General features: G+C 62.7%; 20 protein-coding genes and 3 pseudogenes. 20 read left to right on the top strand and 3 right to left on the bottom strand.

Annotated elements, in window-relative coordinates; translation table 11 throughout:
* Positions 1-37 precede the first annotated feature (37 nt).
* The 3 genes from ppsA (at position 38) to ACYPXD_RS14570 (ending at position 4,049) form a co-directional block, all read left to right on the top strand.
* Entirely contained in the window at positions 38-2,440 is a 2,403-nt protein-coding gene (gene ppsA, locus ACYPXD_RS14560) for a phosphoenolpyruvate synthase (RefSeq protein ID WP_459712386.1), read from the top strand.
* Between the two features lie 164 nt (positions 2,441-2,604).
* On the top strand, positions 2,605-3,039 hold the full coding sequence (locus ACYPXD_RS14565; protein ID WP_459712388.1) for an NfeD family protein: 435 nt from the start codon (positions 2,605-2,607) through the stop codon (positions 3,037-3,039).
* A gap of 83 nt (positions 3,040-3,122) precedes the next feature.
* Positions 3,123-4,049, top strand: a complete 927-nt coding sequence (locus tag ACYPXD_RS14570; RefSeq protein ID WP_459712390.1) for an SPFH domain-containing protein — start codon at positions 3,123-3,125, stop codon at positions 4,047-4,049.
* Positions 4,050-4,079: 30 nt separating this feature from the next.
* On the opposite strand, the gene smpB is transcribed toward ACYPXD_RS14570, so the two are convergent.
* A complete protein-coding gene (smpB, locus tag ACYPXD_RS14575; RefSeq protein WP_459712392.1) occupies positions 4,080-4,526 on the bottom strand; it encodes an SsrA-binding protein SmpB in 447 nt (148 codons plus the stop codon).
* A 196-nt stretch (positions 4,527-4,722) separates the two neighbouring features.
* Here smpB and ACYPXD_RS14580 point away from each other — a divergent pair, with 196 nt between their 5' ends.
* Both ACYPXD_RS14580 and ACYPXD_RS14585 read left to right on the top strand, forming a co-directional pair.
* Complete coding sequence (locus tag ACYPXD_RS14580) at positions 4,723-5,160, top strand: type II toxin-antitoxin system RatA family toxin (protein ID WP_459712394.1); 438 nt, start codon at positions 4,723-4,725, stop codon at positions 5,158-5,160.
* Between the two features lie 10 nt (positions 5,161-5,170).
* On the top strand, positions 5,171-5,503 hold the full coding sequence (locus ACYPXD_RS14585; protein ID WP_459712397.1) for an RnfH family protein: 333 nt from the start codon (positions 5,171-5,173) through the stop codon (positions 5,501-5,503).
* Between the two features lie 12 nt (positions 5,504-5,515).
* Here the strand turns inward: ACYPXD_RS14585 and ACYPXD_RS14590 are convergent, their stop codons facing one another.
* On the bottom strand, positions 5,516-6,523 hold the full coding sequence (locus ACYPXD_RS14590) for a DMT family transporter (protein WP_459712399.1): 1,008 nt from the start codon (positions 6,521-6,523) through the stop codon (positions 5,516-5,518).
* A 250-nt stretch (positions 6,524-6,773) separates the two neighbouring features.
* Here ACYPXD_RS14590 and guaB point away from each other — a divergent pair, with 250 nt between their 5' ends.
* The 4 genes from guaB to ACYPXD_RS14610 all read left to right on the top strand — a co-directional run bounded on the left by guaB (position 6,774) and on the right by ACYPXD_RS14610 (position 13,593).
* A complete protein-coding gene (gene guaB / locus ACYPXD_RS14595; RefSeq protein ID WP_459712401.1) occupies positions 6,774-8,234 on the top strand; it encodes an IMP dehydrogenase in 1,461 nt (486 codons plus the stop codon).
* Positions 8,235-8,240: 6 nt separating this feature from the next.
* Positions 8,241-9,062 (top strand): hypothetical protein, encoded by an 822-nt coding sequence (locus ACYPXD_RS14600; RefSeq protein WP_459712403.1) that lies wholly within the window; start codon positions 8,241-8,243, stop codon positions 9,060-9,062.
* Positions 9,063-9,302: 240 nt separating this feature from the next.
* Positions 9,303-10,886, top strand: a complete 1,584-nt coding sequence (gene guaA / locus ACYPXD_RS14605) for a glutamine-hydrolyzing GMP synthase (protein ID WP_459713321.1) — start codon at positions 9,303-9,305, stop codon at positions 10,884-10,886.
* 310 nt (positions 10,887-11,196) lie between these two features.
* On the top strand, positions 11,197-13,593 hold the full coding sequence (locus ACYPXD_RS14610; protein ID WP_459712406.1) for a DUF3363 domain-containing protein: 2,397 nt from the start codon (positions 11,197-11,199) through the stop codon (positions 13,591-13,593).
* Between the two features lie 76 nt (positions 13,594-13,669).
* Here the strand turns inward: ACYPXD_RS14610 and ACYPXD_RS14615 are convergent, their stop codons facing one another.
* Positions 13,670-14,617, bottom strand: coding sequence for an AraC family transcriptional regulator (locus ACYPXD_RS14615; protein WP_459712408.1), 948 nt, complete (start codon positions 14,615-14,617; stop codon positions 13,670-13,672).
* Positions 14,618-14,768: 151 nt separating this feature from the next.
* Here ACYPXD_RS14615 and ACYPXD_RS14620 point away from each other — a divergent pair, with 151 nt between their 5' ends.
* From ACYPXD_RS14620 to ACYPXD_RS14670, 11 genes and pseudogenes are all read left to right on the top strand, one after another.
* The gene (locus tag ACYPXD_RS14620) at positions 14,769-15,617 is read left to right on the top strand and encodes an SDR family oxidoreductase (RefSeq protein WP_459712410.1); all 849 of its coding nucleotides are present in this window, start codon (positions 14,769-14,771) and stop codon (positions 15,615-15,617) included.
* A 92-nt stretch (positions 15,618-15,709) separates the two neighbouring features.
* The gene (locus ACYPXD_RS14625) at positions 15,710-16,495 is read left to right on the top strand and encodes an SDR family NAD(P)-dependent oxidoreductase (RefSeq protein ID WP_459712412.1); all 786 of its coding nucleotides are present in this window, start codon (positions 15,710-15,712) and stop codon (positions 16,493-16,495) included.
* Between the two features lie 41 nt (positions 16,496-16,536).
* Positions 16,537-16,959 (top strand): GlcG/HbpS family heme-binding protein, encoded by a 423-nt coding sequence (locus tag ACYPXD_RS14630; RefSeq protein ID WP_459712414.1) that lies wholly within the window; start codon positions 16,537-16,539, stop codon positions 16,957-16,959.
* A gap of 59 nt (positions 16,960-17,018) precedes the next feature.
* Entirely contained in the window at positions 17,019-18,074 is a 1,056-nt protein-coding gene (locus ACYPXD_RS14635) for an amidohydrolase family protein (RefSeq protein WP_459712416.1), read from the top strand.
* A complete protein-coding gene (locus tag ACYPXD_RS14640) occupies positions 18,071-18,697 on the top strand; it encodes an NAD(P)-dependent oxidoreductase (protein WP_459712418.1) in 627 nt (208 codons plus the stop codon). Before ACYPXD_RS14635 ends, ACYPXD_RS14640 begins: the two co-directional genes overlap by 4 nt.
* A gap of 12 nt (positions 18,698-18,709) precedes the next feature.
* Positions 18,710-19,132, top strand: a pseudogene (locus ACYPXD_RS14645) (TrbG/VirB9 family P-type conjugative transfer protein); the annotation flags it as partial.
* Between the two features lie 2 nt (positions 19,133-19,134).
* Positions 19,135-19,422, top strand: a pseudogene (locus ACYPXD_RS14650) (TrbI/VirB10 family protein); the annotation flags it as partial.
* Positions 19,419-19,691: pseudogene (locus ACYPXD_RS14655) on the top strand (hypothetical protein); the annotation flags it as partial. The pseudogenes ACYPXD_RS14650 and ACYPXD_RS14655, both read left to right, overlap by 4 nt.
* Before the next feature lie 10 nt (positions 19,692-19,701).
* Positions 19,702-21,069, top strand: coding sequence for an AbiJ-related protein (locus ACYPXD_RS14660; RefSeq protein ID WP_459712420.1), 1,368 nt, complete (start codon positions 19,702-19,704; stop codon positions 21,067-21,069).
* A gap of 409 nt (positions 21,070-21,478) precedes the next feature.
* Entirely contained in the window at positions 21,479-21,715 is a 237-nt protein-coding gene (locus tag ACYPXD_RS14665) for a type II toxin-antitoxin system ParD family antitoxin (protein ID WP_459712422.1), read from the top strand.
* Positions 21,712-22,050 carry a type II toxin-antitoxin system RelE/ParE family toxin gene (locus tag ACYPXD_RS14670; protein WP_459712424.1) on the top strand — a complete coding sequence of 113 codons (339 nt, stop codon included), beginning with the start codon at positions 21,712-21,714 and terminating at the stop codon, positions 22,048-22,050. The genes ACYPXD_RS14665 and ACYPXD_RS14670 overlap by 4 nt, the downstream gene beginning before the upstream one ends.
* Positions 22,051-22,134: the final 84 nt, after the last annotated feature.

Genomic DNA, 22,134 nt, shown 5'->3' on the forward strand with positions numbered 1-22,134 from the left:
GCGCAATCGAGTATTTCTTCCACTCTTAGGGGCTTGTATGACTAACGCAGTTAACGTCGCAAAGGACAAGGCGTATGTAGTTCCGTTCGAACAGTTGCGAATGACCGACGTGGATATCGTTGGCGGCAAGAATGCATCGCTTGGCGAGATGATCAGTCAGCTCGCGGAAGCGGGCGTTCAGGTGCCGACCGGCTTCGCCACGACCGCGCTCGCATTTCGCGATTTTCTGCATCACAACAATCTGACCGAACGCATCGCCCAACGTCTCGAAACGCTCGACGTGGATGACGTGAAGGCGCTCGCGGCCGCTGGCAAGGAAATTCGCCAGTGGATCGTCGATGCACCGCTGCAGGCGCGCCTCGAAGAGGAAATTCGCGGCGCATTCGACACGCTGTCGAAAAGCTCGCCTGAACTTTCGTTTGCCGTGCGGTCGTCGGCCACGGCCGAAGACCTGCCCGACGCGTCGTTTGCCGGTCAGCAGGAAAGTTATCTGAACGTCGTCGGCATCGAGGACGTGCTCGACCGCATGAAGCACGTGTTCGCGTCGCTGTACAACGATCGCGCCATCTCGTATCGCGTCCACAAGGGCTTCACGCATGCTGAAGTCGCGTTGTCGGCGGGCGTGCAGCGCATGGTGCGCTCGGACGTCGGCGCGGCCGGCGTGATGTTTACGCTCGATACCGAATCGGGCTTCAAGGACGCGGTGTTCATCACGTCGAGCTACGGTCTCGGCGAAACCGTCGTGCAGGGCGCGGTGAACCCGGACGAGTTCTACGTGTTCAAGACCACGCTCGAGCAGGGCAAGTACCCGATCATCCGCCGCTCGATCGGCTCGAAGCTCATCAAGATGGAGTTCACGAAGGCTGGCGAAGCGGGCCGCGTGAAGACCGTCGATGTGACGCCCGAGCAGCGTAACCGCTACTCGATCACCGACGAAGACGTGATCCAGCTCGCGAAGTACGCGGTGATCATCGAGAAGCATTACCAGCGTCCGATGGACATCGAGTGGGGCAAGGACGGCCGTGACGGCAAGATCTTCATCCTGCAGGCGCGTCCCGAGACGGTGAAGAGCCAGGGGCACGGCAAGTCCGAACAGCGCTTCAAGCTGAAGGGTCAGTCGCAGGTGCTCGCCACGGGCCGCGCGATCGGCCAGAAGGTCGGTGCGGGTCCGGTGCGCGTGATTCACGATCCGTCGGAGATGGAACGTGTGCAGCCGGGCGACGTGCTCGTCGCCGATATGACCGACCCGAACTGGGAGCCGGTCATGAAGCGTGCGTCCGCGATCGTCACGAACCGCGGCGGCCGGACGTGCCACGCGGCGATCATCGCGCGTGAGCTCGGCGTGCCGGCGGTGGTCGGCTGCGGCGACGCAACCGACGTGCTGAAGGACGGCGCGCTCGTTACCGTGTCGTGCGCGGAAGGCGACGAAGGGCGCATTTACGACGGCCTGCTCGAAACCGAAGTGACCGAAGTGCAGCGCGGCGAACTGCCGCCGATCCCGACGAAGATCATGATGAACGTCGGCAACCCGCAGCTCGCATTCGACTTCTCGCAGTTGCCGAACGCCGGTGTGGGTCTGGCTCGCCTCGAGTTCATCATCAACAACAATATCGGCGTGCACCCGAAGGCGATTCTCGAGTACCCGAACGTCGATCAGGACCTGAAGAAGGCGGTCGAGAGCGTCGCACGCGGCCATGCATCGCCGCGCGCGTTTTACGTCGACAAGCTGACCGAAGGCATCGCGACGATCGCCGCGGCGTTCTACCCGAAGCCCGTCATCGTGCGTCTGTCGGACTTCAAGTCGAACGAGTACAAGAAGCTGATCGGCGGATCGCGTTACGAGCCGGATGAAGAAAATCCGATGCTCGGCTTCCGCGGTGCATCGCGCTATATCGCCGAAGACTTCGCGCTCGCGTTCGAAATGGAATGTGCGGCATTGAAGCGCGTGCGCGAAGAGATGGGCCTCGATAACGTCGAGGTCATGGTGCCGTTCGTGCGCACGCTGAAACAGGCGGAGCGCGTGGTCGGACTGCTCGAGAAGTTCGGGCTCAAGCGCGGCCTGAATGGCCTGAAGCTCATCATGATGTGCGAAGTGCCGTCGAACGCGATTCTCGCCGAAGAGTTCCTGCAGTACTTCGACGGCTTCTCGATCGGTTCGAACGACCTCACGCAGCTCACGTTGGGCCTCGATCGCGATTCGGGCATGGAGCTGCTCGCGGCCGACTTCGACGAACGCGATCCGGCGGTCAAGTTCATGCTCAAGCGCGCGATCGATGCGTGCCTGCGCCTGAACAAGTACGTCGGCATTTGCGGCCAGGGCCCGTCGGACCATCCGGATTTTGCCCTGTGGCTAACCGAAATCGGTATTGCGTCGATGTCGCTGAATCCGGACACAATCATCGATACGTGGCAGGCGCTGGCGAAGTCGCAGACGAAGTAAGCGGCACGCATTGCATTGTCGGGCAGCGCACACGTGCAAGCGCAAGCGCCGCCCGAATGCTGAACTGGCATCGATCGTCGACAAATCGTTCCAGATTCGCTGCCAAGTTCGTGCTATAAAACACCCCGGATGGTTCCGGGGTGTTTTGCTTTGGGGAGGCCAAAGTGGCGCTAACAGGCTGGTTCTGGTGGGTCGGCGCGGGCGTGCTGATCGTGCTCGAGCTGATGAGCGGCACGTTCTATCTGCTGATGATCGCGCTCGGCTTCGTCGCCGCGGCGCTTGCGCGTCTCGCGGGCGCGCAGCTGCCGGTGCAGCTCGCGGTGGCGGCGCTGGTCGCGCTCGTTGCGGTCGCGCTGTTGCGGCGTTCGCGCTTCGGCCGCAACAAGCGCGCGGACGCCGCGCACAATCCGGACGTCAATCTCGATATCGGCGCGACACTGACGGTGCCCGAGTGGCACGAGCGCCGCGCGCGGACGCAGTATCGCGGCGCGGCCTGGGACGTCGAACTCGCGCCCGGCGAGCCCGAAGATGCGCGTGTGTATCGGGTCACCGCGTTGCGCGGTAGTTGTCTGGTGGTGGTCGCCAGTCCAGATCGGTAACGAAAGCGGCAACAGGAGCGGTAACGCAGCGCTATCCGGCCAATCAGCCGCATAACGAATCAAACCAGAAAAGGGGTGCAGCCATGGAATCGACGATCTTCGCGGTCGTGCTTCTGATTATCGTGATCGTGCTGGTCGGCCAGACGATCAAGATCGTGCCGCAGCAGCATGCATGGATTGTCGAGCGGCTCGGCCGCTACCACGCGACGCTGACGCCGGGCGCGACGCTTGTAGTGCCGTTTGTCGATCGCATCGCGTACAAGCACGTGCTGAAGGAAATTCCGCTCGACGTGCCGAGTCAGGTCTGCATTACGCGCGACAACACGCAATTGCAGGTGGACGGCGTGCTGTACTTCCAGGTGACGGACCCGATGAAGGCGTCGTATGGCTCGAGCAATTTTGTGTTCGCGATTACGCAGCTGTCGCAGACCACGTTGCGTTCGGTGATCGGCAAGCTCGAGCTCGACAAGACGTTTGAAGAACGCGACTTCATCAATCACAGCATCGTGTCCTCGCTCGACGAGGCCGCGTCGAACTGGGGCGTGAAGGTACTGCGCTACGAAATCAAGGATCTGACGCCGCCGAAGGAAATCCTGCACGCGATGCAGCAGCAGATCACCGCGGAGCGCGAAAAGCGCGCGCTGATCGCGGCATCCGAAGGCCGTAAGCAGGAGCAGATCAATATCGCGTCGGGCGGCCGCGAGGCGGCGATCCAGAAGTCCGAAGGCGAGCGGCAGGCCGCGATCAATCAGGCGCAAGGCCAGGCGGCGGCGATTCTCGCGGTGGCGGAAGCGAATGCGCAGGCAATCCAGAAAATTGCCGCGGCGATCCAGTCGACGGGCGGCATGGAAGCCGTGAATCTGAAGGTGGCCGAGCAGTACGTGAATGCGTTCGCCAATCTCGCGAAGCAGGGCAATACGCTGATCGTGCCGGGCAATCTGTCGGAGATGAGCTCGATGATCGCGTCGGCGCTCACGATCGTCAAGCAGCAGAAGGGCGCAAACGCCTGAGTTGCGTGATTGCCAGTGCGCCGACGCCAATCACGTCGGCGTGCGCATCAGCCGTGCCTTCTCGCGTTCCCAATCGCGTTTTTTCTCGGTCTCACGCTTATCGTGCAGTTTCTTGCCCTTCGCGAGGCCGATTTCGCATTTGACGCGGCCGCCCTTGTAGTGAAAATTCAGCGGCACGAGCGTGTAGCCGCGCTGCTCGATCTTGCCGATCAGCTTGCTGATTTCCGCTGAGTGAAGCAGCAGCTTGCGCGTGCGGATGGGGTCGGGCGTGATGTGCGTCGATGCTTCGGGCAACGGGCTGATGTGCGTGCCGATCAGAAACAGCTCCGCGTTCTTGATCACCACGTAGCCTTCCTTGATCTGCCCGCGGCCCGCACGCAACGCCTTGACTTCCCATCCTTCGAGCACGAGTCCGGCTTCGTAGCGCTCCTCGATGAAGTAATCGAAGAAGGCCTTCCTGTTTTCGATGATGCTCATGAATGGAAATTGCCCAACTCGTTTAAAATCACGATTTTAGCAAAGCAAAGCCGGAAAGCCGCTGTGCCCGGACTGCTTTTTTACGTGATTTTTATCTGTTTGCATCGCGCGCGTATGGCGCTTGCGACGCATTCGCATCAACCAGGTCGCGTACTCTTCTTTTACCGCTTTACTCTTGCTGCGTGCCGTTGAATTTATGGCAGATGTCCAGAAAACCGTATTGATACGCCATTCGGCGGAACAGATGTTCGACCTCGTCACCGACGTCGCGGACTACCCCAACTTCCTGCCGTGGTGCGGTGGCGTCGAGATTCGTCAGCAGGACGAGAACAGCATGGAAGCGCGCATCGACATCAACTTCAAGGGCATCAAGCAGCATTTCGCCACGCACAACACGCAGCAGCGGCCGTCGCGCATTGATATGAATTTCGCCGACGGGCCGTTTCGCAAGTTCACCGGTTTCTGGCGCTTCACGCCGTTGCGCGCGGATGCCTGCAAGATCGAATTCGCACTGCACTACGAATTCTCGAACATCATCCTCGAGAAGCTGATCGGGCCGGTATTCAGCCATATCGCGAATACATTCGTCGAATCGTTCGTGAAGCGCGCGGACCAGCGCTACGGCAAGCAATGAGCGGCCCGCGATGAGTGCGTTCCTGTCAATCGAGGTCTGTTACGCGCTGCCTGACCAGCAGACGCTTGTTTCGCTGCAACTGCCGCAGGGAGCGACGCTCGAACAGGCGATCGGCGCGAGCGGTGTGCTCGAGCGCCACCCGGAAATCGATCTGACGAAGCAGAAGGTCGGCGTGTTCGGCAAGCTGAAGCCGCTCGATACGGTGCTCGCGGACCATGACCGCGTCGAGATCTACCGTCCGCTGATCGTCGATCCCAAGCTCGCGCGGCAGCGGCGCGTCGAGAAGACGCGCAGGGACGGCTCCATCGAAGGGCGGAAGTGGTTGCCCAAGGATTCGCGGTAAGGCGCCGCGCCCTCAATGCACGGCCGCCTGTGCCTTTTCCTCGAGCGACGTGCGCTTCGCGTCGTCGTCCGCGTGCTGACGCACCGACCAGCTGACGCCCGCCAGCAGGAGCGCAATCGCGGCCGCCTCGAGCAGGCGCGGCAGACGGTGGTCGTAGATAAACGCGTAAAGCAGCGCGAACAGCGTTTCGAATACGATCAATTGCCCTGAGAGGGTGAGCGGCAGGCGCTTGGCCGCGGCGTTCCACAGCCCATTGCCGAGCCACGACGCAGCGATCGCGAGCCCGAGGTTCAGCATCCAGAACAGATGCCAGCGCGAGTCCGCGAGCGGGCCATGCGGGGCGGTCGCGAAGCCGGACGGCAGTGCGGCCACCGCAATCCACAACGCGGCGCCGAGCAGGCCCGTCACGATGCCCCACAGCACCGACCATTCACTGCCGCTGAAATGGTCGTTGCGTTGCAGATAGCGGGCGTTTTCGACCGCGAACCACGTCCACGAAACGAGCGCGCCGACCGCGCATGCGAGGCCCGTGAGCTTCGTCAGGATCGGGCTGCCCGCGACCGCATCGGCGCCCGCGGCCGAGCCCGCAGCGCTCGAAAATACGTCGATATTGATGCACGCGATGCCGGCCAGCACCATCGCGAGCGGCCAGACGAGCCGCGCAAGCGGTACCGCGCCGCGATCGCGCCGCCCCAGCAACGTGACGGTGACCGGCAGCACGCCGACAATCAGCGACGAGGGCGCCATGCCCACCCTATGCACCGCGCCCGTCAGCAGCAGGTAGTAGAGCAGGTTGCCGGCCAGCGCAAGCTTGACGAGCGCGGCGATATCCGCAGCGGTGACGCGCGAGAGCAGCGAGCGCGCGGACGGCAGCGCGGCAACGATCGAGACGGCGCCGTACATCATGTACCGGCCGGAACTCAGCAGAAGCGGCGAAAAATCGGCGAGCAGCCGCGGCACAAGGAAAACCGTGCCCCATAACGCTCCGGCCATCATTCCGTACATCACGCCGCGCTGCATTGCCTGCCCCGATCCGAAAGACTGAAAGTGCGCGCAGCATAGCGTGGGCCGCTCGCGCGAGTCTTGTTCGATTCTGCAAGCCGGCGGTTTTCCCAAACGAAAACCGATCGAACCGCACCTGAACGGAAAAGCGAAATGCGGTGCCGGAAGCCGTGGAAAAAACGTTACGAAATTCGCTAACTTACTGTTCGCGCGATGAAAACCGGGGAGGTATCGCGTATAATTCGCTTTTGCGCCTATAGGATTTGCCATGCGTCTGATCCAGAAAGCACTCACGTTCGATGACGTGCTCCTCGTCCCGGCCTTCTCCGACGTTCTGCCGCGCGACACCAGCCTGAAAACCCGGCTGACCCGCAATATCTCCCTGAATATGCCCCTCGTGTCCGCCGCCATGGACACCGTCACCGAAGCGCGTCTGGCCATCGCCATGGCGCAGCAGGGCGGCATCGGCATCGTCCACAAGAACCTGACCGCCGCCGAGCAGGCGCGCGAAGTCGCGAAGGTCAAGCGCTTCGAGTCGGGCGTCGTGCGCGATCCGATCACGGTGCCGCCGCAAATGAAGGTGCGCGATGTGATCGCGCTGTCGCAACAGCATGGCATTTCGGGTTTTCCGGTTGTCGAAGGCGCGCAGCTGATCGGTATCGTCACGAATCGCGATCTGCGCTTCGAAACGCGTCTGGACGAACCCGTGCGCACGATCATGACGCCGCGCGAGCGCCTCGTCACGGTCAAGGAAGGCACGCCGCTCGCCGAGGCGAAGGCGCTCATGCATAGCCACCGGCTCGAGCGCGTGCTGGTCGTCAACGATGCGTTCGAGCTGCGCGGGCTGATGACGGTCAAGGACATCACGAAGCAGACCGAACACCCGGACGCGTGCAAGGACGAGCACGGCAAGCTGCGCGTGGGCGCGGCAGTCGGCGTCGGCGCGGACAACGAGGAGCGCGTGTCGCTGCTCGTGCAGGCGGGCGTCGACGTGATCGTCGTCGATACCGCGCATGGCCACAGCAAAGGCGTGCTCGAGCGCGTCAAGTGGGTCAAGAAGAACTTCCCGTACGTCGAGGTGATCGGCGGCAATATCGCGACCGCCAGCGCGGCGAAGGCGCTCGTCGAATACGGCGCGGACGGCGTGAAGGTCGGCATCGGGCCGGGCTCGATCTGCACGACGCGCATCGTCGCGGGCGTCGGCGTGCCGCAAATCACGGCCATCGCAAACGTCGCCGAAGGGCTCAAGGGCTCGGGCGTGCCGCTGATCGCGGACGGCGGCGTGCGCTTCTCGGGCGACGTCAGCAAGGCGCTCGCGGCCGGCGCGAATACGGTCATGATGGGCAGCATGCTGGCCGGCACCGAAGAGTCGCCGGGCGACGTGTTCCTGTACCAGGGCCGCCAGTACAAGTCGTATCGCGGCATGGGCTCGGTCGGTGCGATGAAGGACGGCGCGGCGGACCGCTACTTCCAGGACAACTCCGCGAATATCGACAAGCTCGTGCCGGAAGGCATCGAAGGGCGCGTCGCCTACAAGGGCGCGGTCAGCGCGATCCTGTTCCAGCTGATCGGCGGCGTGCGCGCAAGCATGGGCTACTGCGGCTGCAACACGATCGACGAACTGCATGAGAAGGCCGAGTTCGTGCAAATCACTGCCGCGGGCATGCGCGAATCGCATGTGCACGACGTGCAGATCACGAAGGAAGCGCCCAACTATCACGTGGACTGATCGCCGATGAAGCCGCTGCTGCGTGCCGTACTGATCATCGATGCGTTGTTGCTGCTGGCGTTCGGGCTGCTGTTTCTCGTCACGCCGTGGAAATCGCTGTACGACGCGCTGCACCTCGTGCAGACCGATCCGGTGCTGGTCGGGCAGGGCTTCGGCCTCGCGCTCGTCGGGCTCGCCTGGCTTGCGCTGCATGCGTCGCTCGACGGCGCGATGACGGCGACGGTCGCGAAGGTGATCGGGCATGTGAACTGGCTGACCGCGGTGCTGATGCTGGTTTGGCTGATCGGCCTGCATACGCCGTCGCTGACGGGCTTCGGACAACTGGTCGCGGTGGTGGTCGCGATCGTGTTGCTGGTCGTCGGGCTGGGCGGTGTGCGCCTCGCCAGCGCGGTCAGGCGCCGCGAGCGGGTGATTGCCGCCGAGGTGGCTGCCGCGGAGCGTGCCGATAAGGCCGCGGCGCGGCAGGCGGCGAAAGACGCAAAGCAGGAAGCCAGAGCCGAGGCGAAGGCGCGATCGGCTGCAGCCGGCGCGGGTTCGGGCGGTTATGCGGCGACGGAACCTGTCGTCGAACCGGTGCTGTCGCCGCGTCAGTCGACCGTTATCGATCCCGCGACAGGCCGCACGATCGATCCGGCGACCGGACGATTGGTCGATCCGGTGAGTGGACTCCCGCTGGAACCCGATATTGCCGCCGTTCCCGCCGGCCAGCGCGACGCGGCGGCCGATGCCGAAGCCGAACGCGACGAAGCACGCGACGCAGCACGCGAACAGGCGCGCCGCGACGCGGCGGGGTCGCCTGGCTCGCCGAGGCCGCCGTTTCATGGCTGACGCGCTTGTCATCGCGCCGCTTCCAGCAGATCCCGCAGTTCGCCCGCGTTTCAGACAGCATGATTTCACGCCACCTGGTCCTCGCTGCTTGCGCGCACATTGCTGCCGAGGGCGCGAGCATCGGGAACACGGCGTATCGAGCCCGCCTCGACGACTTGAACCACAACGAAACCCGATCAATACCGCGCGAGGCGCGCGGTGTTATCTATCCTCATCATCCATTCGATTCCGCCCGCTGCCATGCATGACAAGATCCTGATCCTCGACTTCGGTTCGCAAGTCACTCAACTGATTGCCCGGCGCATCCGCGAGGCGCACGTGCTGTCGGAAATTCATCCGCACGACGTGAGCGACGCGTTTATCCGCGAGTTCAAGCCGAAGGGCATCATCCTGTCCGGCGGTCCGAGTTCGGTGGTCGAGACCGACACGCCGCGTGCACCGCAAGCGGTGTTCGAGCTCGGCGTGCCAGTGCTCGGCATTTGCTACGGCATGCAGACGATGGCCGAGCAGCTCGGCGGCAAGGTCGATAACGGGCACCTGCGCGAGTTCGGTTATGCGGAAGTGCGGGCGCGCAACCATACGGCCTTCCTCGACGGCATCGAAGATTTCCGCACGCCGGAAGGCCACGGCATGCTCAAGGTATGGATGAGCCATGGCGACAAGGTGCTCGACATGCCGGCGGGCTTCAAGCTGATGGCGTCGACGGAATCGTGCCCGATTGCGGCGATGGCCGACGAAACGCGCCATTTCTACGGTCTGCAATGGCACCCGGAAGTCACGCATACGGTGCAGGGCCGCGCGATGCTCGAACGTTTCGTGTTGCAGATCTGTGCCGCGAAGCCGGACTGGGAGATGGGCAACTATATCGACGAGGCGGTCGAGCAGATTCGCGCGCAGGTCGGTGGCGAGCATGTGATTCTGGGCCTGTCGGGCGGCGTCGATTCGTCGGTGGCGGCCGCGTTGTTGCATCGTGCGATCGGCGATCAGCTGACGTGCGTGTTCGTCGATCATGGCCTGTTGCGGTTGAACGAAGCCGAGCAGGTGATGGCGACGTTCGCCGATCACCTCGGCGTGAAGGTGATCCACGTCGATGCGAGCGACGCATTCCTGTCGAAGCTCGCCGGTGTGACCGACCCGGAAGCGAAGCGCAAGATTATCGGCGCTGAATTCGTCGAAGTGTTCCAGGCCGAAGCGGCGAAGCTGACCGACGCGAAGTGGCTCGCGCAGGGCACGATCTATCCGGACGTGATCGAGTCGGCGGGCAAGGGCAAGAAGGCGACGCAGACCATCAAGAGCCACCACAACGTCGGCGGTTTGCCGGAGACGCTGAATCTCAAGCTGCTCGAGCCGCTGCGCGAACTTTTCAAGGATGAAGTGCGCGAACTGGGCGTCAAGCTCGGGTTGCCGCCGGCGATGGTGTACCGCCATCCGTTCCCGGGGCCGGGTCTCGGCGTGCGCATTCTCGGCGAAGTGCGGCGCGACTACGCCGATCTTCTACGGCGTGCCGACGCGATTTTCATCGAGACGCTGCGCACGTTTATCGACAAGGAAACCGGCAAGTCGTGGTACGACCTGACGAGCCAGGCGTTCGCGGTGTTTCTGCCGGTGAAGAGTGTCGGCGTGATGGGCGATGGGCGCACGTACGAGTATGTCGTGGCGCTGCGTGCGGTGCAGACGCTCGACTTCATGACCGCGCATTGGGCGCATCTGCCGCATGATCTGCTTGGCCATGTGTCGAACCGGATCATTAATGAGGTCCGCGGGATCAACCGCGTGGTCTACGATATTTCGGGCAAGCCGCCGGCGACGATTGAGTGGGAGTGAATTGACGTTCTTCGAGGACTATCGCCAGCTATCTAAAAATGGCCATAACGTATTGATTTTGAAAGAAATACGTCGCGGCATCTATCGGTGGCTATCGCCGGCCAGCAGAAAAAGTTGACGGTAGAGCTGACGGTAAAAATCGAGGCCAGATTAAGACACTCTCGTTCACTACTCAGACTTTTACCGTCTTTGACGGTAAAAATCTTCTCAGGAATGCTTGTTTCATACGGCTTTCCGGGCATCAGCAGGTCTCCAGGTCCCTGACGGTAAAACCTGACGGTAAAGCCGTCAAAAGCCGGAGGAAACCTCGATGCTTACTGACACTGCACTGCGTAACCTGAAGCCTAAGTCCAAGATTTATAAGGCTTCTGACCGAGATGGAATGTACGTGACGGTATCGCCTGGCGGTACCGTCACCTTCCGCTACGACTACCGCCTCAACGGCCGCCGCGAGACGTTGACCCTCGGGCGCTATGGCGCTGACGGTATTTCACTGGCAATGGCGCGCGAGCTGCTGCTGGATGCACGCAAAGCTGTTCTCAAGGGCATGTCGCCCGCGCTCGAAAAGCAGCGCGAGAAACGCCGCGTGACCGACATCAAGACCTTTGGCGCGGCGATGGAGACCTATTTGGCCCATACACGATGGGCCGACAGCACTCGCGCCGCGCGTCAGCACATCATTGATCGGGACATCCTGCCGGCTTTTCGGAATCGTCTGCTGACTGAAATCCAGCCTGAAGACCTGCGGGCCTTTTGCAACAAGGTCAAGGAACGCGGGGCACCGTCCACGGCGGTGCAGATTCGGGACATCGTGAAGCAGGTCTATGTCTACGCCATCGCTCACGGGGAAAAGGTGGACAACCCTGCTGACAGCGTGGGGCCATCCACGATCGCCACCTTCGTGCCGAAGGATCGCGCCTTGTCGCCGCTGGAGATCCGGCTGTTCGTGCAACAGATGGAATCGGTGACGATCAAGGCCCGACTGGTGAATCTGGCGAAGGCCGGGCCGCGCTCGACTGCGGCGCACCTGCGCTACATCGAGCGCGAAGGTGTCGATCGCCAGGGCGGGCCAGGCCACGCCTACGGGCCGACGACCGACGCTGCCGACCTTGAAGCGTTCAAGGAGCGCGGCGCGGACGACCGCCACCAGTTCCGCTTCATCGTCTCGCCGGAGGATGCCGAACAGCTCGACGACCTGCGCACCTACACCCGGCACCTGATGGCGCGCATGGAGGCTGACCTTGGAACGCGGCTGGAATGGGTTGCGGTCGATCACTGGAACACCGACAACCCGCACACGCACGTCGTCCTGCGCGGCAAGGACGACACCGGCAAAGACCTCATCATTTCCCGCGACTACATCGCCGAGGGGATGCGCCGACGGGCATCGGAGCTGGCGACGGAATGGCTCGGGCCGCGCACCGAGCTGGAGATGCAGCGCGCCATGTTGCGCGAGGTGGAACAAGAACGGTGGACGGGGCTGGATCGCAGCTTGCAGCGAGAAGCCGGCGATGACGGCCTGGTGCGCGTCGAACGCCTCGCCGAACCCCGATTGCAACGCCAGCGGCAGGCGCTGACCGGTCGCCTGCAACACTTGCAGCGCATGGGGCTGGCGACCGAGCAGCAGCCCGGCGCGTGGGCCGTCCATGCCGACGCCGAACCGACCTTGAGGGCGATGGGCGAGCGCGGCGACATCATCCGCACCATGCAGCGAGCGATGAGCGGCAAGTCCCGCGAGCTGGCCGTGTTCGAGCCGGGCAGCGACGGCCGCACGCTTGTCGGCCGCGTCGCCGGCAAGGGGCTGGCCGACGAGCTGTACGACAAGGGCTACCTGATCGTCGATGGCATCGACGGCAAGGCGCACTACGTCGCGCTGCCGCCGCGGTCGGAGCTGGAGCAATACCCGACGGGTGCCGTTGTGGAAGTGAAAGGCGCGGCGGACGTGCGTGCGGCTGACCGCAACATCGGCGCGCTCGCCGTCGATGGCGTGTACCGCACCGATCATCACCTGGCTGTCGCCCAAGGTCAGACCACGCCCGGCCGCGACCCGCGCGAGGTGGTGGCCGCGCATGTGCGCCGGCTCGAAGCCCTGCGCCGCGCCGGCATCGTGGAGCGCGAAACCGAAGGGGTCTGGCGCATCCCCGACGACCTGGCCGAGCGTGGCCGACAGTACGACGCGCAACGGCTTGGTGGTGGCGTGGCGGTGGAGCTGAGATCGCACCTGCCCATTGAGCGGCAGGCCCGCGTGATTGGTGCCACCTGGCTCGACCAGCAGTTGATCGGCGGCGGCAAGGGATTGGCCGATGTGGGCTTTGGGGCCGAGGTCAAGGACGCGCTAAGCGAGCGCGCCGACTTCCTCGCCGAGCAGGGATTGGCTGAGCATCGCGGGCAGCGCGTCGTCCTCGCGCGCAACCTGCTGGCGACGCTACGCGGGCGCGAGTTGGCGCAAGCCGCGAAAGACATTGCCGCCGAAACCGGGCTGAAACATCGGCTGGTGGCCGACGGGCAGCGCGTGGCCGGCATCTACCGTCGCAGCGTCATGCTCGCCGGCGGACGCTACGCGATGCTCGACGACGGCATGGGGTTCTGGCTGGTGCCGTGGAAGCCGGTGATTGAACAACGATTGGGGCAACAACTTGCCGCCACGGTGCGTGGCGGCGGTGTTTCGTGGACGTTCGGGCGGGAACGAGCGCCGGGAATTGGTTGAAACATCCAAGACGGCGGATCCATTCATCGTCTCGTTCATGCAATCAAACCCAGCAGCAGTTTGATGGAACCTAATTTCAAGGTGCGATGCGCTGAACCGCAGCTTGGCGAACTCGCGCGTTAGCGCGGTAGCGCGCGGGAGCCTCGCCGACAAACCGTTTGAATGCATTGCTGAATGCGCTTTCCGAGGCGTATCCCAAGGAGTAGCCGAGCGATGAAATCGCGTCGTCACCGTTGAGCAATGCGCGTTCGGCCAGGCGCATCCGCCACTGCGTCAAGTACGCGAGCGGCGTGATTCCAGCGTTCGTTTTGAAATGGACGGCAAACGTCGCACGAGACATGCCGCACTCACGAGCAAGTTCCTCCAGTCCCCAAGCCCGGGCCGGCTCGCTGTGAAGCAATCTGAGCGCGGGTGCCAGACGCCGGTTGCCCACCAATCGCAACCAGCCCGGTTCGAGCGTTGCGCCCAAGTCCAGATGTGCGCGAAGAATCTGAATGAACATCAAGTGGGCGATCTGTGCCGATGCGGCTGCGACACCTGGCAATCCTTCTGTTCGCTCTCGCACAAGCTGCGCGAGCAGCCATTGCAATACCGTCGCATGAGTCGATCCATGGCGAATGTGAATCGACGGCGGCAAGGAGTCGAGGAACGTTGCTCCGTGCGTTGCGTCGAGTTCCACCTTGCCACCGATCATAAAAAACTGATCACCGGTACCGTGCTGCAGTCTGCCTCCGATGCCAGCAGCGAACACCTCCTGAAAATCGACCGGCGTCGCTTTCAGATCCGTTGCCAGCACCGCCGGCCGAGACGTGGTGCGCAAAAGAAAATCGCCAGCCTGAAGGTGCAGAGGCGCGTCAGCGTCTTCCGTAAGACACCAGCAGTCGCCTCGCGCGATGCCCCAGAAGTTGATGAGGTCCGAAGCGGGAAAGCGAATCGCCCACGCACCGCCCGCGACCAGGCTGCCGGAAACGACGGATTTGGCGCTGATCAGGTTGAGGACGTCAGAAAAGGGATCGTCAGTCATTGCGAATCATGGCGGAAGTATGCGAGGCGTCTGGGTGAAACTGGATTTTAGAGCAAAAAATCAAGACTCATACGCATTCAAAGTCTTGAACCCTCATCTTATCATCTGTCAACCGTTCGCGGACCTCGACTTTTATCCCATGGAAATTCACATGACACAAAGAACTTGGCTCATCACTGGCGTGAACAGCGGCTTCGGCCGGCATATGACGGAGCAACTCCTCGCGCGGGGCGATCGCGTGGCCGGCACCGTTCGCCAAATGGACTCCATGAACGACCTCAAGGCGAAGTACGGCGACCTGCTGTGGCTGAGTCATCTGGACGTGACCGACACGCCCGAAGTTCAGAAGGTCGTGGCCAAGGCCTTCGCCGATCTCGGCAAGATCGACGTCATCGTCAGCAACGCTGGCTACGGCTTGTTTGGCGCGGCAGAGGAGCTCAGCGACGATCAGATTGTCCAGCAGCTCAACACCAACCTGGTCGGCCCTATCATGCTGATCCGCGCGGCCCTGCCTTACCTGCGGGCGCAAGGCGGTGGCCGGATCATCGGTCTGTCGACTTTTGGCGGGCAAGCGACCCTGCCGGGTGGATCGCTCTATCACGCGGGCAAGTGGGGCTTGGAAGGCTTTCTCGACTCAATCGGCCAAGAACTCGCCCCCTTCAAGATCGGGGTCACCATCATCGAACCGGGCGGTGCGCGCACCAATTTTCGCGGCGGCAGTGTCCAACTCGGTGAGCAGATGGAAGCTTACAAGGGCACGCCGGCGGCGTTCGTCCACGTGATGATCAAGGACACCTCGCGTCCCGCGCCTGGCGACCCGGCAAAGATGTCGGCCAAGATCATCGCCAGCGTCGATCAAGAGCCCGCGCCGAAGCGCATCGTTCTGGGCAGTGACGCATACGGGATCATTACCAAGGCCCTGACGGAGCGGCTGGCTTCGGTCGAGGCTCAGAAGGATGAAGCCGGCTCGACCAACTTCCCGGCTCCGGGCGCCGCGTAACCACGGCCAATGCGCAACCTTCTCGCGGGCTCGCCAGTAGGTGAGCTCGGGAGAGGACCGTCTTGTCGTCATCAACAAGGATGCGACCTGTGATGAACATCTCCTCCAACGCCACGGTCACTGGTGCCAAGGGCGCAGCCGTCGTGACCGGCGGCAACGCAGGCATCGGTTTGGCTATCGCGCGCGAACTCGCCGCCAATGGCTGGCCTGTCGCGATGCTTGCCCGCAACGACGAGGTCGGCCGTCAAGCGCAGGAAATGCTCGGGCCGGGACACATCTACGTTCATTGCGACGTCGCAAAAGAAGCCGAAATCGTGCAGGCGATGTTGGCCGTTTCCGCAGCCCTAGGACCCGTTGAAGTGCTCGTAAACAATGCAGGCATCGGCATCGCCGGAGATGCGGCGACCCTGACCGAAGAGGCGTGGGACGCCTTCTTTGCGATCGACCTCAAGGCCTCGTGGCTGTGCACCAAACACGCGCTGCCGCAAATGCGCGCGCGCGGAGGCGGATCGATCATCAACATCTCCTCGATTCACGCCCACCTGACCCGCAAGGGCATGTTCCCCTACGCGGCGGCCAAATCCGGGCTGCTCGGGTTGACTCGCTCCCTCGCGCTCGACCTCGCCGAAGAGAACATTCGCGTCAACGCGGTGTGTCCCGGTTACGTCCGCACCCCTCCCATCGTTTCGATGATGGATTCCAGACCAGATCCCGCAACGGCCTGGGAGCGGCTGAACTCCGTCCATCCGCTTGGCCGCATCGGAGAACCCGAGGAAGTCGCCTACGTCGTCGGCTGTCTCGCCTCTCCGCGCGCCAGTCTCGTAACCGGCGAAATCTGGAACGTCGACGGCGGCCTGTCCGCCCGCTTCGCCGGCTGATCGCGCCTACCCAATACCACACCCTAACGAAGAGACGCACCATGTCCCTAGACCATGAGAGCGCTATGCGGATGATCGGCGCCAGCCACCGGCGTGCGCACGAACTCGGCATGGCCGTGTCCACCGCCATCGTCGACCCGGACGGGCGTCTTCTCGCCTTTGGTCGGATGGACGGAACGCACTGGCTGTCGATCGACGCGGCGCAGGCGAAGGCCTTTACCGGCGCGCTTCTACGCCAGGAGGGACCGGCACTGCAGCAGATACCGCCCGCAATGATCTCCGCCTTGTCGCTCATGCAGGGGCGGGCGGTGTTGCCGATGGGCAGCGTGACCGTGCTACGCGACGAAAACAACCAGTTGCTCGCCGGAATAGGGTGCAGCGGCATCGGATCTGCCGGCGCTACGGATGACCAAGACGGCGAATGCGCGCGCGCCGCGCGTGACGCCTACACCCGCCACATTTGAAGACGAGCGCGACGTCCAGACACCCTTGAACGGCAGCACTCGGCGTCGAAGAGAGACTCATGTTGAAGATCATCTGCATCGAAGAACACGCCAACGACCCGGGCATCGCCGAGGCCGCTATGCCGGCCATGATGAGGGATGCGCCGTACATGGCGCTGTGCCAGTCCGAGCAGGTCGCTTTTGTGCCCCACAACCCGAACCGGCCAGGTCAGGTGGCGATGGCGCAGGCCGTTCCCCTCGCCAGCGAGATCGGCGCGCTTCGGCTGAAGGCGATGGACGAGCATGGGATCGCGATGCAGGTCATTTCTCTTGGCCAGCCGACTCAGCTCGTTCCGGCGGAGCTTGCGATTGGGGTCGCGCGCGAGGCCAACGACAGGCTGGCCGCATCCGTCGGCGCGCATCCCGACCGCTTCGCCGGCTTCGCCACGCTGCCCTGGCAGCACCCGCAAGCCGCCGCCGACGAACTGACCCGCAGTGTCGAGGAACTCGGCTTCAAGGGCGCCTTGCTCATGGGGCGACCCAGCAACGTCTTCCTTGACGATCCGCGCTATGCGCCGGTGCTGAAGCGGTTGAACGACCTGCGTGTGCCTCTCTATGTCCACCCCGGCGTACCGTTGCCGGCCGCCAAGGCGGCCTACTACGACGGCTTCGCGCCCCACGTCTCCGCGCAGTTCGCGGTCGCCGGTTGGGGCTGGCATCACGAAGCGGGCATCCAGACGCTGCGGTTGATCCTGTCGGGTGCGTTCGACACCTATCCAGAGCTTCGAGTCATCAGCGGCCACTGGGGCGAAATGGTCCCCTTCTATCTGGCGCGCCTGGACGACCTGCTGCCGAAGGCAATCACCGGACTCTCCCGGACGATCAGCGAAACCTATCGAGCGCAAATCTGGGTGACGCCGAGCGGCATGTTCGACTTGCCGCATTTCAAGTTCATCCACGAGGTGCTGGGGGCGGATCGCATTATCTGGTCTAACGACTATCCCTATCTCACGCTCGACGGCACGCGCGCGTTCATCGAATCGCTGCCTGTCTCCGACGACGACCGCGAGAAAATTGCCTTCCGCAACGCCGAGGAGCTGTTGCGGCTGAAGGGCGAAGGTTCGAGGTCGGCATGAAAATCTTGGTGATAGGTGCGGGCGCTGGGACCGGCCGACAGATCGTCGAGCAGGCCGTGGCTCGTGGACATGAAGTGACCGCGTTCGTGCGAAATCCCCGCCAGTATGACCGGGCCAATGTCCGTGTCGTCGTCGGCGACGCTCGCGATGAAAAGGCAATATCTATGGCAGTCGCTGGACAGGATGCGGTGTTCAACACGATCGGTACGCAAACCCCCTGGGCGCGTACTGGCCTGGAACCCGTCGCCGGCCGCGCGATCAATAAAGCGCTCCGCGATCATGGCGTTCGTCGTCTGATTGTCGCCACGACGATGGGCGTTGGCGACAGCGGCAAGCACGCTCACTTCTATTTTCGGTACATCTTCGCGCCGACCTTCCTGCGCGGTGCCGTGAAGGACAAGGAACAGATGGAGCGCGAACTTGCGCGCACCAACATCGATTGGGTCGTGGTCCGCCCGGCTGTTCTGACCAATGACCAGCCGATCGGCAAGGTCAGGGTCTTTACCCGACAAACCAGCAGCAAGGCGCGCAGCATCTCACGCGCCGATACCGCGGCGTTCATGCTGGATCAGCTCACCGGTGAAAAATATCTCCGACAGGCTGTGACGATCGCAACGAGTTAAGGCCGGATCGGTCTGACCTCGACCGACAAGGCATGGATGGCGTCGGTGTCGTGGGAGTATCCGAAAGACCAGATACTGGCCTTGCAGCGGCAGGATCAAGCCGCGCAGGCGGCGGCACCCGTCGATACCGGCCTGTCGCTGGAGAAGATCCGCTTCCGCTACGCGATCAGCGGCAGCAATCCGCCGTGGAAGCCGCTGCGCGCCTTCGATGATGGCGAGAAGGTCTATATCGAGTTTCCGCCCGGCATCGCCCAGGGCGACCTGCCGCCGCTGTTCGTCATCGGCGCGCAGGGTGATGGCCAGCTCGTCAACTACCGTTTCCGCTCGCCGTATTACACAGTGGATCGGCTGTTCGGCGCGGCCGAACTACGCCTGGGCGGTGACAAGGGCGATGTGGTGCGTATCGAGCGCACGGACGGCACGCGGGGGAACTGACCATGAGCCAGGACAACACCCCCGACGTGCCGATCCCCGATGCCGCGCCGAAGGTCGCGCCGGAGAATGTGACACTGCGGGCGCAGCCGCGCCCGGTAACGCGCCTCAACCGCCGCACGCTGGCGCTGCTGGCCGGTGGCCTCGGCATTGCGGTGCTCGGCGCAACGATGTGGTCGTTGCAGCCGAAGCACTCGCGCGGCAACACCGATGCGAGCGAGCTTTACAACGTCGATCGCGTATCGAAGTCCGAAGAACTCGGCCAGCTTCCTTCCGACTACTCGAAGCTGCCTACGACATCTATTACTGCGTGCGGAACTACCCCGAGGGGATCGATGCGCTGGCACGGGAATGTCAGTCGCTCCTGGGGCATCCAAGCGGCGAACGTGGCTTCCGCTACATCGCCGAGAAGTTCGACACCTTCGAGGGATACGGGCCGACCTGTGTGAGGCGTTTCGTCGAAGACACGCATGCGCTGGGTGATCGTACGCCCGAGCAGTGGCAGCAGGATGCCTTCGGTCAGATCGACGCGCTGCTGCACGCCATGACGCTTCGAGCTTGAATCGTACCCGATGGACTACGCGCAACTTCGCTCGCTATTGGCTCCGCTCATCATGGCGTTAAAGGACGCCGGCACGCATACCATGCTGCCGACGCTTTGCGAGGAATTGGGGTTGCCCGTGCCCGCTACTGACGGCTCCAAGCGTGACCGCATGACCTCCAGCTTCGAGGCGGCCGCCGACGCTGACCTGCCTGCGGTTGCACGCAAGCTGTTGGTGTGCCATCCACCCAATGCCACGACGCGCAACCAGATTCAGGACATTCTCTGGAGTGACAGTGGGTGTCCGCCGATTCCAAAGCGTTATCGGCGTGAGGTCGCTCGAAGACTCAACAGCGAAGAGCTGTATGGGGATGCTCGCAGGTTCGATGACCTTCTGGATCGGCTGTGGATCTTGGATGCTGATGACTGGCTTAACTTGCTGGGCGGCAAGCCCAGCGGGTTGCGCGCGGACATTCAGCAGCACGTCCACCGAAATCCAGAGGACTGGCCGGCTGAAACGCTGTTCGACCAGTTGGGCGCCTATGACGCTTCTGATCGGCGCTTCGCGCTGTTTCTTGAGGGGCTGGCTTCGGCCGACGTGCGGCCCGACGAGGCAGCGCAACGTCACTTCGTTGCTTGCGTCAACGAGCCGCTGCGCAACTGCGGCGTCGAGCTGCGTGAGACGGATTCGGAGGGAGGCTACCCGGTCTTCTCGATGGTCTCGTTGCACGCGGCGATCAAAGGCCGGCCGAAGAATCTTATCTTTGCCTCACCCGACAAGCCCGATCTGCGTTTCCGCGATGCGCTGGATAACGACGTTGAGATCGTCACCAATGCCGATAAGGTGCTCGTCTATGACCGTCCCATCGGCAACGATGGACTGCGCTGGAGCGATCTGCAGCAGTGGTGGGGTGATGCCGAGCAGATCGCTGATGCCACGCAAGCCAAGCGTTCGCTGTACGCGCGTCTCAAGGCCAGCTTGCCCCGAAACTCTCCGCCGCAGACCTTGTTGTTCGATGCCTTCTTCGAGGGGTTCCGCAGCGCCGTACCGAACTTGCCAGCACTGCTGCCGGAAGTATGGCTTCACTGGGATCCACGCACGGTCAAGGAGCGAGGGCCGGATGCACTTCTGCGCTTTCGCATGGACTTCCTGTTGCTTCTACCTCAGGGCGTGCGGGTCGTCATCGAAGTGGACGGAAAGCACCACTACGCGGACGGCGCAGGGGGTGCCGACGTGCAACGCTATGCGCAGATGGTCCGGGGTGATCGCGAACTCAAGCTCGCGGGATATGAAGTCTTCCGCTTTGGGGCCGCGGAGCTGCAGGTGCCAACAGCCAAGGAGGATGTGAAGGCCTTCTTCGAGGCGCTGTTCAAGCGTTACGGCGTTCCAACGAGCTGATAACCCAGCCTCGTGCTAACACCGGCAATTCTTTGGAGAGCACAGTGCAGAAGAGCCTGAAGTCTTGTTGCCTATTCGGTATGATTGGGGCTGATTGATGATAGGTCGGCGCTCCGCAAATCGTCCGAATCCCGCGCCAGAAAAGGGCGCATTTTCCTGACGGTAAAAGCGACGGTAAAGACCCATGTTGATCACTGCAAATCCCTTTAACCATGCGGACTTGCGAGTCTTGTTGATGACCGAGTGGGAGTGATTGGGCGTCTAGCAGATGGACCATCTGATCGCACCCCAAAAGTGGGCGGCGACTCAGCGACTTACGCCATGAGAGTTGAGTCATTCCCCGGTGCACGATCAGTGGACTGTACAGGCCGTTTGGCAAAATTTGCCAAAGCGTGATAGGCTTGCGGATATGAGCACGATGAACATTTCCCTGCCGGATTCACTGAAGGACTACGTCGATGAACAGGTCGGCGAGGGCGGGTACGGCACGAGCAGCGAGTACGTCCGCGAACTGATCCGCAAGGACCAGGATCGCAAGCGCCTGCGCGTGATGATCCTGCAAGGTGCTACGTCCGGCCTCACGCCCCCCGTCGACGCGAAATACTTCGAAGCGTTGCGCGCACGCGTACGTACTTCGCGTAAATGAGCAGCAAACCTGTCATCCCGACCCGGATGGCCGAGCAGGATGTGGAACACGAGGTAACTCATTACCTCGTGGACGAAGGCTCGGAGCAGGCTGCACTCGAGTTCATCACGGAGATCGAGAAAGCGTACGGACGTCTGGCAAAACACCCCCACGTAGGTTCGCCACGGTATGCCTATGAGCTGGACATACCGGACCTGCGGTTCTGGCGGCTCGAGCGCTATCCGCATCTGATCTTCTACATTGAGCGCGAGACCCACGTCGAAATCTGGCGTGTGCTTAACGGAAAGCGCGATATTCCAGCGTGGCTGACGAGCGATGACAGCGAACTACATTGAGGCGCGTGACCGGTACGCGCATCAAGCCCGCGTACTGGCTTGCCGACTACCTTTCTTTTTGCATGGTATTTCTCGTGGTATTGC

The sequence above is a fragment of the Paraburkholderia sp. 2C genome (assembly GCF_054589215.1).

What these genes read in the sequence shown, in the direction of transcription:
- ACYPXD_RS14630 (WP_459712414.1), top strand. Translation starts at nt 16,537, where the DNA reads ATGTCCCTAGACCATGAGAGCGCTATGCGGATGATCGGCGCCAGCCAC.
- ACYPXD_RS14665 (WP_459712422.1), top strand. Translation starts at nt 21,479, where the DNA reads ATGAGCACGATGAACATTTCCCTGCCGGATTCACTGAAGGACTACGTC.
- ACYPXD_RS14590 (WP_459712399.1), bottom strand. Translation starts at nt 6,523, where the DNA reads ATGCAGCGCGGCGTGATGTACGGAATGATGGCCGGAGCGTTATGGGGC.
- ACYPXD_RS14670 (WP_459712424.1), top strand. Translation starts at nt 21,712, where the DNA reads ATGAGCAGCAAACCTGTCATCCCGACCCGGATGGCCGAGCAGGATGTG.
- ACYPXD_RS14640 (WP_459712418.1), top strand. Translation starts at nt 18,071, where the DNA reads ATGAAAATCTTGGTGATAGGTGCGGGCGCTGGGACCGGCCGACAGATC.
- ACYPXD_RS14660 (WP_459712420.1), top strand. Translation starts at nt 19,702, where the DNA reads ATGGACTACGCGCAACTTCGCTCGCTATTGGCTCCGCTCATCATGGCG.
- guaB (WP_459712401.1), top strand. Translation starts at nt 6,774, where the DNA reads ATGCGTCTGATCCAGAAAGCACTCACGTTCGATGACGTGCTCCTCGTC.
- ppsA (WP_459712386.1), top strand. Translation starts at nt 38, where the DNA reads ATGACTAACGCAGTTAACGTCGCAAAGGACAAGGCGTATGTAGTTCCG.
- ACYPXD_RS14570 (WP_459712390.1), top strand. Translation starts at nt 3,123, where the DNA reads ATGGAATCGACGATCTTCGCGGTCGTGCTTCTGATTATCGTGATCGTG.
- ACYPXD_RS14635 (WP_459712416.1), top strand. Translation starts at nt 17,019, where the DNA reads ATGTTGAAGATCATCTGCATCGAAGAACACGCCAACGACCCGGGCATC.
- ACYPXD_RS14615 (WP_459712408.1), bottom strand. Translation starts at nt 14,617, where the DNA reads ATGACTGACGATCCCTTTTCTGACGTCCTCAACCTGATCAGCGCCAAA.
- ACYPXD_RS14585 (WP_459712397.1), top strand. Translation starts at nt 5,171, where the DNA reads ATGAGTGCGTTCCTGTCAATCGAGGTCTGTTACGCGCTGCCTGACCAG.
- ACYPXD_RS14625 (WP_459712412.1), top strand. Translation starts at nt 15,710, where the DNA reads ATGAACATCTCCTCCAACGCCACGGTCACTGGTGCCAAGGGCGCAGCC.
- smpB (WP_459712392.1), bottom strand. Translation starts at nt 4,526, where the DNA reads ATGAGCATCATCGAAAACAGGAAGGCCTTCTTCGATTACTTCATCGAG.
- ACYPXD_RS14600 (WP_459712403.1), top strand. Translation starts at nt 8,241, where the DNA reads ATGAAGCCGCTGCTGCGTGCCGTACTGATCATCGATGCGTTGTTGCTG.
- ACYPXD_RS14610 (WP_459712406.1), top strand. Translation starts at nt 11,197, where the DNA reads ATGCTTACTGACACTGCACTGCGTAACCTGAAGCCTAAGTCCAAGATT.
- ACYPXD_RS14580 (WP_459712394.1), top strand. Translation starts at nt 4,723, where the DNA reads ATGGCAGATGTCCAGAAAACCGTATTGATACGCCATTCGGCGGAACAG.
- guaA (WP_459713321.1), top strand. Translation starts at nt 9,303, where the DNA reads ATGCATGACAAGATCCTGATCCTCGACTTCGGTTCGCAAGTCACTCAA.
- ACYPXD_RS14620 (WP_459712410.1), top strand. Translation starts at nt 14,769, where the DNA reads ATGACACAAAGAACTTGGCTCATCACTGGCGTGAACAGCGGCTTCGGC.